8 protein-coding genes are annotated in these 8327 nt (G+C 63.1%); 6 read left to right on the top strand and 2 right to left on the bottom strand.

The genetic code is table 11. The features are described from left to right. The 6 genes from AC062T_RS14055 to lnt all read left to right on the top strand — a co-directional run. Positions 1-787: helix-turn-helix transcriptional regulator (locus AC062T_RS14055; RefSeq protein ID WP_476031058.1), on the top strand; the 787-nt coding region annotated here is incomplete at its 5' end. Then, a complete protein-coding gene (locus tag AC062T_RS14050) occupies positions 787-1788 on the top strand; it encodes a helix-turn-helix transcriptional regulator (RefSeq protein WP_476031056.1) in 1002 nt (333 codons plus the stop codon). The genes AC062T_RS14055 and AC062T_RS14050, both read left to right, overlap by 1 nt. Positions 1789-1829: 41 nt before the next feature. After that, positions 1830-2030, top strand: a complete 201-nt coding sequence (locus tag AC062T_RS14045; RefSeq protein WP_476031054.1) for a twin-arginine translocase TatA/TatE family subunit — start codon at positions 1830-1832, stop codon at positions 2028-2030. A 5-nt stretch (positions 2031-2035) separates the two neighbouring features. Then, positions 2036-2830, top strand: a complete 795-nt coding sequence (gene tatC, locus AC062T_RS14040; RefSeq protein WP_476031052.1) for a twin-arginine translocase subunit TatC — start codon at positions 2036-2038, stop codon at positions 2828-2830. After that, positions 2827-5283: a DEAD/DEAH box helicase gene (locus AC062T_RS14035; protein ID WP_476031050.1), complete on the top strand. Its 2457-nt coding sequence runs from the start codon at positions 2827-2829 to the stop codon at positions 5281-5283. The genes tatC and AC062T_RS14035 overlap by 4 nt, the downstream gene beginning before the upstream one ends. After that, positions 5283-6875 carry an apolipoprotein N-acyltransferase gene (gene lnt / locus AC062T_RS14030; protein WP_476031048.1) on the top strand — a complete coding sequence of 531 codons (1593 nt, stop codon included), beginning with the start codon at positions 5283-5285 and terminating at the stop codon, positions 6873-6875. The genes AC062T_RS14035 and lnt overlap by 1 nt, the downstream gene beginning before the upstream one ends. 83 nt (positions 6876-6958) lie before the next feature. Here the strand turns inward: lnt and AC062T_RS14025 are convergent, their stop codons facing one another. Then, complete coding sequence (locus AC062T_RS14025) at positions 6959-7324, bottom strand: RNA polymerase-binding protein RbpA (protein WP_476031046.1); 366 nt, start codon at positions 7322-7324, stop codon at positions 6959-6961. A gap of 89 nt (positions 7325-7413) precedes the next feature. Continuing rightward, complete coding sequence (locus tag AC062T_RS14020) at positions 7414-8193, bottom strand: glycerophosphodiester phosphodiesterase family protein (RefSeq protein WP_476031044.1); 780 nt, start codon at positions 8191-8193, stop codon at positions 7414-7416. Positions 8194-8327 lie beyond the last annotated feature (134 nt).

Here is an 8327-nt window from a genome sequence, read left to right as displayed (position 1 = left end):
TGAGACGGTGGAGGCCGCGGGGGAGCCGGGCAACAATCAGAACCTGCGCTATCGCATCCCGCGCGGTGAGTATGAGTTCCCCACCGATGTGACGTTCTCGCCAGAAGAGACCACGCTGCTCAATCTCGCCGCCGTCGTGTGGCGGGAGGGATCCATGTCGGCCGAATCGGCGCGGGCACTGCTCAAGCTGCGCTCTCTCGGGCTTTCGCCGACCGAACCCGTCGTGGGCTACGCCCCCAGGGTCAGGGTGAGGGATGCCGCCTTTGAGCCGCTCTCGATCGCGCTGCAAAAGAGCGTGGCCGTAACGTTCTCTTATCTCAAGCCGGGCCAGGCCACGGCATCCGAACGCACCGTCGAACCGCTCGCCCTCTTCCAGCACGAGGGCCGCTGGCACCTGTTCGCTCGGGTGCCCGGCAGCAACGACACCCGCACCTACCTCTTGCGACGCATTGTCAGCAAGGTTGCCATCCTCTCCAAGCAGTTCGTTGCTCCCGCAGGCGATCAGGCTGCGCTCGGCCTCGCCGGCGTCAACGAGGTGTGGAACTCCCATGTCGCCCACGTGCGCGTGGAGCCCGATTCGGATGCCGAAACGCGTCTACTCCGCCGGCGCGGTTCCGCAGCTGGCGAGGGCGACAATGTCACGCTGCACTATGCCGATGCGGCAATCCTCGCCGACGAGCTCGCCGCAATGGGCCCCGAAGTGCTCGTGATCTCGCCTCCCGAACTGCGCGCCGCCGTTCGAGAGCGCCTCAGAACGGTACGAGCACAGCACGAGGGGGAGAGCTGATGGCCGAGAACAAGCGGGCGCCTCGCGCTCGGGTGCCTCAGGCGGGCGACAAGCTCGCGTTCTTGCTGGTCCTTGTGCCCTACCTCATGGAGCAGGGTCGCATCAGCGTCGCTGAGGTCGCCGCTCATTTCGGTGTCAGCGAGTCTCAGGTGCGCGATGCGGTCAAGCTCATCGCGGTTTCGGGCATCCCGGGAGAGACGGGCACCTACCAGCACGGCGATCTCTTCGATCTCGCGTGGGACGACTTCAGCGACAACGACGAGATCGTGCTCACGAATCTCGTCGCTATCGACGATGCCCCGCGCTTTTCCGCTCGCGAAGCAGCAGCGCTCATCGCCGGCCTTCAATACCTCTCGGCGCTGCCGGAGAACGCCGACATCGGCGTCATCTCCGCGCTTATGGCCAAGCTATCGCGCGGCGCTTCGGCCACCCCAAGCCCCGTGGCGGTGGAGGGTTCCGAGTCGAGCGAGACGCTCAGGGTCATACGCGATGCTGTGACGCGCGGATTGCAGCTCGAGTTCGACTACATCGATTGGAAGGGCGAGCGAGCCTCCCGAAGGGTCGACCCTCTCCGGGTCGAGTCGCTCGACGCCGACTGGTATTTGCGGGCGTGGGATCATGTGCGCGAATCCACGAGAACGTTCCGGCTTGACCGCATTATCGACCCCGTTGTCTCGGCCCAGCCCGTTTCTCCCGACACTCGCGACATCCTGCTCGGAGATTCGCTGTTCGAGGGGTCAAGCGACGACATCCCCGTCACCCTCGAGGTTGCCTCCGCCGTTCTGCCTCTGCTGGCCGATTTCAGCCCGTCCGAACCAGAAATGGTCGCTCCGGATGTTGTGCGCACGACCGTCGTCGTGCCCCACTACCACAGGCTAAAACGCCTGGTCGCGGGCATGCCAGGCACGGTGCGCGTGGTTGCTCCGGCAGATGCCCGTGCCGCCGTGGCCGACTGGGTTCGGCGAGCCGAATCTCGCTATGACGCAGATTCAGGCCAGTGACGTAGACTTTCTACCTACACCCTTCCTGAAAGAAGAGACTCATGCCCGCAAACCTCGGCGGATGGACCGGACTGCTTCTGGTCCTCATCGTTCTCGTGCTCTTCGCTGCACCGAAGCTACCCAACATTGCTAAGAGCGTCGCTCAGTCGATGAACATCTTTAAGAGCGAGATGAGCTCAAGCAAGAAGGACGCTAAGGACGAGGCAGCGGCGCCCACCGACGAGAACGCTCCAAAGAACTGAGTTCCATGGCTGCGCCGAAACGCGGGCAGCGAGATCGTGAGGGGCGGATGCCCCTGGTCTCGCACCTGCTTGAGTTCCGGCGCCGGCTTTTCATCTCCGCCGGCGCCATTATTGCGCTGTCTGTCGGCGGATTTTTTGTCGCGGACTGGGTCTGGGCCCAACTTCAGGCTCCTCTGCTGATCGTCGCCGAGGAGCAGGGCCGCACCGCAGAGGTCGCCTACACCTACCTCACCGAAGCATTCGACACTCGGCTACAGATTGCTTTCACCGTCGGTCTCGTAGCGTCGAGCCCCGTCTGGCTTTATCAAATCTGGGCATTCTTTATGCCTGCACTCCACAAGAACGAGAAGCGCTTTGCGTTGGGCTTCGTGCTCACGGCAGTTCCGTTGTTCTTGGCCGGATGCTTCGTGGGCTGGCTCGTTCTGCCCAACATGGTGGATCTGCTCGTGCGCTTCGCCGCCGAGGGAGCAGCAACTCTGCTGCAGGCCAAGGTGTATCTCGATTTTTCGCTCAAGCTCCTCATCGCGGTGGGAATTGCGTTTGTTATGCCGGTCTTTCTTGTGCTGCTCAACTTCGCCGACGTCATCAGCGCGAAGCAAATTCTCAAGTCGTGGCGCATCGCCGTCGTCGTGATCTCCGCCTTCGCGGCCCTCGCCACCCCTGCCGCCGACGTCGTCTCGATGGTGCTTCTCATCATCCCGATGGTCGCGCTGTATCTGATCTCAGCCGGCATCGCGTGGTTGAGCGACAAGCGCAAGGCCAAGCGCAACGCTGAGTTTTTAGGAACGGCCACTGCATGATCGACCCAGGATCCCCGGGGCTGTCCCCGGCTGAACGCTATGCGGCCTCCCGGCTGCGCGAGTCGGCACCGCACCTCGACGCATTTCGCGAGGGTCTCGCCTTCGATATGGACCCGTTCCAGCTCGAAGCGGCCGCAGCACTCGAACGCGGCGAAAGCGTTCTCGTCGCCGCCCCTACGGGCGCAGGCAAGACGATCGTCGCCGAGTACGCCGTCTACCTCGCAATGCAGCGGCCGCGCGCAAAGGTCTTTTATACGGCGCCCATGAAAGCCCTGAGCAACCAAAAGTTTCAGGAGTTCGTCGCGACGTACGGTGCTGACAACGTGGGTCTTCTCACGGGCGACACCAACATCAACTCTGGTGCTCGCATCGTGGTGATGACGACCGAGGTTCTGCGCAACATGCTCTACGCGGATTCCGATCTGCTGCGCGACCTCGATTTTGTCGTGATGGATGAGGTTCACTATCTTGCCGACCGCTTTCGCGGGGCAGTGTGGGAAGAAGTCATCATCCATCTGCCCCGCAATGTGCGGCTCGTCTCCCTCAGCGCAACGGTGTCGAACGCCGAGGAGTTTGGCGATTGGCTTCAGGCCGTGCGGGGCGACACCGCGGTGATCGTTTCCGAGGAGCGCCCTGTGCCCCTCGACCAGCACGTTCTTGTGCGGTCCAAGCTGCTCGATCTCTTCGACTCTTCTGGCCAGGCGGCCACCCACAGGGTCAACCCAGAGCTCATGCGGCTCGCGTCATCCGGTGGCCGCGGCGGCCGCCCGCCAGAGCGCGGCAGGGCTCGCGGTCGTGATCGCAACCGCTACCACGCGCGCGCCGCATTCAACGATGACAAGCTCAATCGCGCAGAGATCGTGCGCCTCCTTGGGTCACAGAATCTCTTGCCCGCTATCTTCTTCATCTTCAGCCGGGTGGGATGCGACCAGGCCGTCGCTCAGGTTCTGCGGGCCGGGGTGCATCTCACCGAGAAGCACGAACGGGACGTCATCCGGGAGATCGTTGAAGAACGCTGCCGTGCGATCCCTGATGAAGATCTCGCGGTGCTGGGTTACTGGCAGTGGCTGGATGGTCTGGAGCGCGGCGTCGCGGCACACCACGCAGGAATGCTGCCGGCGTTCAAAGAGGTTGTTGAAGAGCTGTTCCAAAAGAAGCTCGTCAAAGCCGTCTTTGCCACAGAGACTCTTGCGCTCGGCATCAATATGCCGGCGCGCACTGTAGTGCTGGAGAAGCTCGAGAAGTTCAACGGTGAGGCGAGGGTGCCCATCACTCCGGGGGAGTACACCCAGCTCACCGGCCGCGCGGGCCGTCGCGGAATCGACGTCGAGGGCCATTCTGTTATTCAGTGGCAGAACGGAATCGACCCGCAGGCCGTCGCCTCCCTTGCTTCGCGCCGCACCTACCCGCTCAACTCGAGCTTTGCTCCCACGTACAACATGGCCGTGAACCTCATCGAGCAGTTCGGGCGGGAACGCACGCGAGACGTGCTCGAATCGTCATTCGCCCAGTTTCAGGCCGACCGTTCCGTGGTCGACATGGCCCGCAAGGTGCGCAGCCAAGAGGAGTCTCTCGCGGGCTACGCCAAGGCCATGGAATGCCACCTGGGCAACTTTGCCGAGTATGCAAGCATCCGCCGTGAGCTTGGCGACCTCGAACGCAAGACCGTTCGCAGCGACGCGGGCTCCCGGGGCGAACGTGATCGCCGGCAGCGCCAGCTCACAGAGCTGCGCAAGCGACTCAAGCAACATCCGTGTCACAGCTGCGCCGACCGAGAGGCTCACGCGCGTTGGGCAGAGCGCTGGTGGCGGCTCAAGAAGCAGACGGATGAGCTGCGTCGCCAGGTGAAAACCCGCACGGGTGCAGTTGCCAAGGTGTTCGACCGGGTCACCGACGTGCTGCTCGAACTGGGCTATCTCACGCGCAATGAACACGGAGCCGTGGTCGTTGCCGAGGGCGGTCGCATCCTGAAACGCATTTACGGGGAGCGTGACCTTCTTGTAGCAGAATGCCTTCGCCGAGGGCTGTGGAACGATCTCGATGTCGCCGGCATGGCTGCGATGGCGGCAGCGATTGTTTACGAACCGCGCCGGGACGACGGTCAAGGGGATGAGCGTTCCCTGCCCAAGGGCTCGTTCCGTGCAGCACTCGACAACACGACCACCCTCTGGGCCAACCTCGACGACGTCGAGCGCGATCACCGTTTGCCCGGCACCAATCCCGTATCCCCGGGACTGTCGATGGCTATGTACCGGTGGGCTCAGGGCGCTGCGCTTGATTCCGTCTTGCTCTATGCCGACCTCGCCGCTGGCGACTTCGTGCGCATGACTAAGCAGACCATCGACCTGCTCGACCAGCTCTCCATGGTTGCCGATGCGCCGGTTGGCCCGACGGCCCGCAAGGCGCTCGAATCCATTCGCCGCGGCATAGTCGCCTACTCAAGCGTGGGCTAATGACGGCGAGCACCACCATAGAATCCGGCGCCCTGGGGCTATCGGCGCGACGGCGAGGCGCAGGCTGGCTTGCCCTCCGCGTCGTGGTGGCCGTTCTCGGCGGCGCGCTTCTTGCAGCAGCCTTTCCTCCTCTGGGCTGGTGGCCACTCGCCGTAGTCGGCACAGCCCTCATCCTTGCTTCCCTGCGGTCAGCATCTATCGGTGCAGCACTCGTGATCGGCCTGCTCGGAGGTTTCGCCTTCTATGGCCTGCACGTCATGTGGCTCACGACCTACCTCGGGCCGGTGCCCTGGTTGGCTCTCGCTGGCCTTGAATCGGTGTTTTTCGCGGTGGGAGCTGTGCTCATCGCCCTCGCCTGGCGATGGGTCACCCCTCTTGTCGACCACGCGGCGTGGAGGTTGCTCGCTGTTCCCGCCCTCGTCGGCGGGGTGTGGGTCGCTCGCGAAGCGGTCGCGAGCGTGTGGCCCTACGGCGGATTCTCGTGGGGCAGGCTGGCCTTTTCTCAGTCAGAGAGCCCGCTCGGTGAGCTCGTGGCGTGGGTGGGATCATCCGGGCTGAGCTGGATAGTGGCATTCCTCGCGGCCATGCTCGTTCAGGCTGTCGCCGAGCGGAGCCTGCGCCCCCTGCCGAGATTCGCCCCCGTCGCCGTTGCCCTCGTCGTGGCTATCGGCTTCCCCGCGTTCCCCATTGCGTCGGATTCCACGGTTCGCGTCGGAGCGGTTCAGGGCAACGCGGATGCTGGTCTCTATTCAGATCGCCAGCGCGGCGACATCCTCGACGATCATTTACAGGCAAGCCTGCCCATCCTCGATGAGGAGATCGACGTCATGGTCTGGCCGGAGAATGCGGCAGACCTCAACCCGCTTCGCTATCCCCAGGCGGCGGGAGTGCTCGACTTTGTCACCGAGCGCACCGGCGCGCCGCTCGTGGTCGGCACCATAACCGATGGCGAAGAGGACGAGACGTTCAATAGCTTGCTGCTCTGGGAGCCGGGGGAGGGAGCCGTCGCGCAATACGACAAGATGCACCCTGTTCCGTTTGCCGAGTATCTGCCCGATCGCCAGTTCTGGTATCCGCTCGCCCCCGATCTGTTCGATCTCATTCCGCGGGACTATTCGATCGGCACGCGACCGAACGTCTTCGACATCGAGACGGCGCAGACCTCGATCCTCGCCGGTCTCGCGATCTGCTTCGACATTGTCGACGATGCCCTCATGCATCAGATGGTCGATGACGGGGCAGAGATCATCCTTGCGCCCACGAACAACGCCGATTTTGGCCGCAGCTCCGAGAGCATTCAGCAGCTCGCGATCGCCCGCATCCGCGCCATCGAGTACGGCCGCTCGGTCGTCAATATCTCCACGGTGGGGGTGAGCGCGATTATTTCGCCGGAGGGGTCAACGCTCGCCGAGCTGACGCCGTTTGAGGCGGGTGCGATGGTCGAGGATGTTCCGCTCAGCACCACAATTACCCCTGCGTCAGTCGCCGGAAAAGCTATTGAGATCACGGTCGCGGCCTTGGGCCTGCTGTCCATCGTGATCGGCGCAGTCGTTGCCCGTCGCCGCGCTTCACGCTTCGGCGATCAGGGCTGATTCGGCGCTGCCCGGTGCCGAAAACGCTGCACGGCGCAGAAAAGGCCCCGCAATCGCGGGGCCTTTGTCTTAGCCGATAGACGCTAGGCGCCGATCTTGTGCTGGCCTTTTCGTGCCCTCAAAAAGTCGAGCCGCTCCTGCAGCAGTTCTTCGAGTTCGGCACGGGTCCGACGCTCAAGAAGCATGTCCCAGTGAGTCCTGGCAACCTTCTCTTCGCCCTCTTCGCGCTCAACCAACTCGCCGTTGTCGGCAACGAGCCGACCCTCGGCTCCGGTCTTTGCGGATTCCCATTGGGTTGGAACTTCTGCTTCAGCAGAGAACGTCACCTCAAAGGTCGTTCCATCTGCCGAACGATATGTACTGGTCTTGCGCGGGGAGAAGGTAACGCCCTCTTCACTCTGAAGACTCTGTGATCCGAGTCTCATTCCGCGCAAACTGCGATCCGCCATTGTGTGGTCCCTCCTCGCGTTGCTCAAGTTATAAACCGCGAAGCTGGGAGAATCATTCCGTATGCGGCGCTTTACGAAGGGTTCACAGCCTACTCTCGGAATCCGTTGCGTTCCGCCACCAGAGCCAGCCCAAGGTCGGCGCGATCTGTAACGAGCCCGTCGACTCCCATGTCGAGGAGACGTCGCATATCGGCGGGCTCATTGATGGTCCACACATGCACCTCGACCCCGGCGTTGCGCAGCATCCGCACCGAGCGGGGAGTGACGATTCGAACGGGACCGTAGCGCTCGGGAACCTGCACGGCACCCACCCCGCCCAGCGCTCGGGCGACCGCCGAAGTGTTGCCGGTCCGAAGGGCAACGAGAGTGCGCGCGAGGATGGAGGACGACGCGGACGTCGCGACCCCTGGTAACCCAGCAACCGCAGCCGCTCGCCTCTTTTCGTCAAACGAGGTCACCAAAACCCGATCCGTAGCATGTGCATCGAGAATCGCCCGAATGGTCGGCTCGATCGCCGCCGCCGACTTGATGTCGATGTTCACCCGGGCGTCGGGAAAGGCGTCGAGCATCTCGGCGAGACTGCTGAAGTTTTGTCCAGCACCGAGATTTACCTTGCGCAGCTCCGCCATCGTGAGCTGATCCACGCGAACGGAGCGGCCAGCGACTCTCGCGAGATCTTCGTCATGGCAAATGACGGCATGCCCGTCAGCCGATGCATGGACATCGGTCTCAAGGTGGCTCACTCCCGCGCTCAACGCCTTAAGGAACGAAAGCAGGGTGTTCTCTGGCGCATCAAGGGATAGCCCTCGGTGCGCGATGATTCGCGGGGTAGCGGGGGAGAAGTACCCCGCTGATGAGTCAATACGCACTATGCGCCTTATTCCGTTCCGGTCTTCTACTGCTGTTCAGGCGATCCGCTGCCGCGCACCGAGGCACCGCCGAGAAATCCTTCCGCAATGCCCTTGAGCGACTCCGTGAGCTCGGAGGGAATGATCCAGAGCTT

It is taken from the genome of Homoserinimonas sp., assembly GCF_056262345.1.
The sequence above is the reverse complement of the archived record's forward strand: the minus strand, read 5'-3'. Positions and strand labels throughout refer to the sequence as shown.

Coding starts and splice junctions, on each gene's coding strand:
- tatC (WP_476031052.1), top strand. CDS start 2,036: ATGGCTGCGCCGAAACGCGGGCAGCGAGATCGTGAGGGGCGGATGCCC.
- lnt (WP_476031048.1), top strand. CDS start 5,283: ATGACGGCGAGCACCACCATAGAATCCGGCGCCCTGGGGCTATCGGCG.
- AC062T_RS14035 (WP_476031050.1), top strand. CDS start 2,827: ATGATCGACCCAGGATCCCCGGGGCTGTCCCCGGCTGAACGCTATGCG.
- AC062T_RS14050 (WP_476031056.1), top strand. CDS start 787: ATGGCCGAGAACAAGCGGGCGCCTCGCGCTCGGGTGCCTCAGGCGGGC.
- AC062T_RS14045 (WP_476031054.1), top strand. CDS start 1,830: ATGCCCGCAAACCTCGGCGGATGGACCGGACTGCTTCTGGTCCTCATC.
- AC062T_RS14025 (WP_476031046.1), bottom strand. CDS start 7,324: ATGGCGGATCGCAGTTTGCGCGGAATGAGACTCGGATCACAGAGTCTT.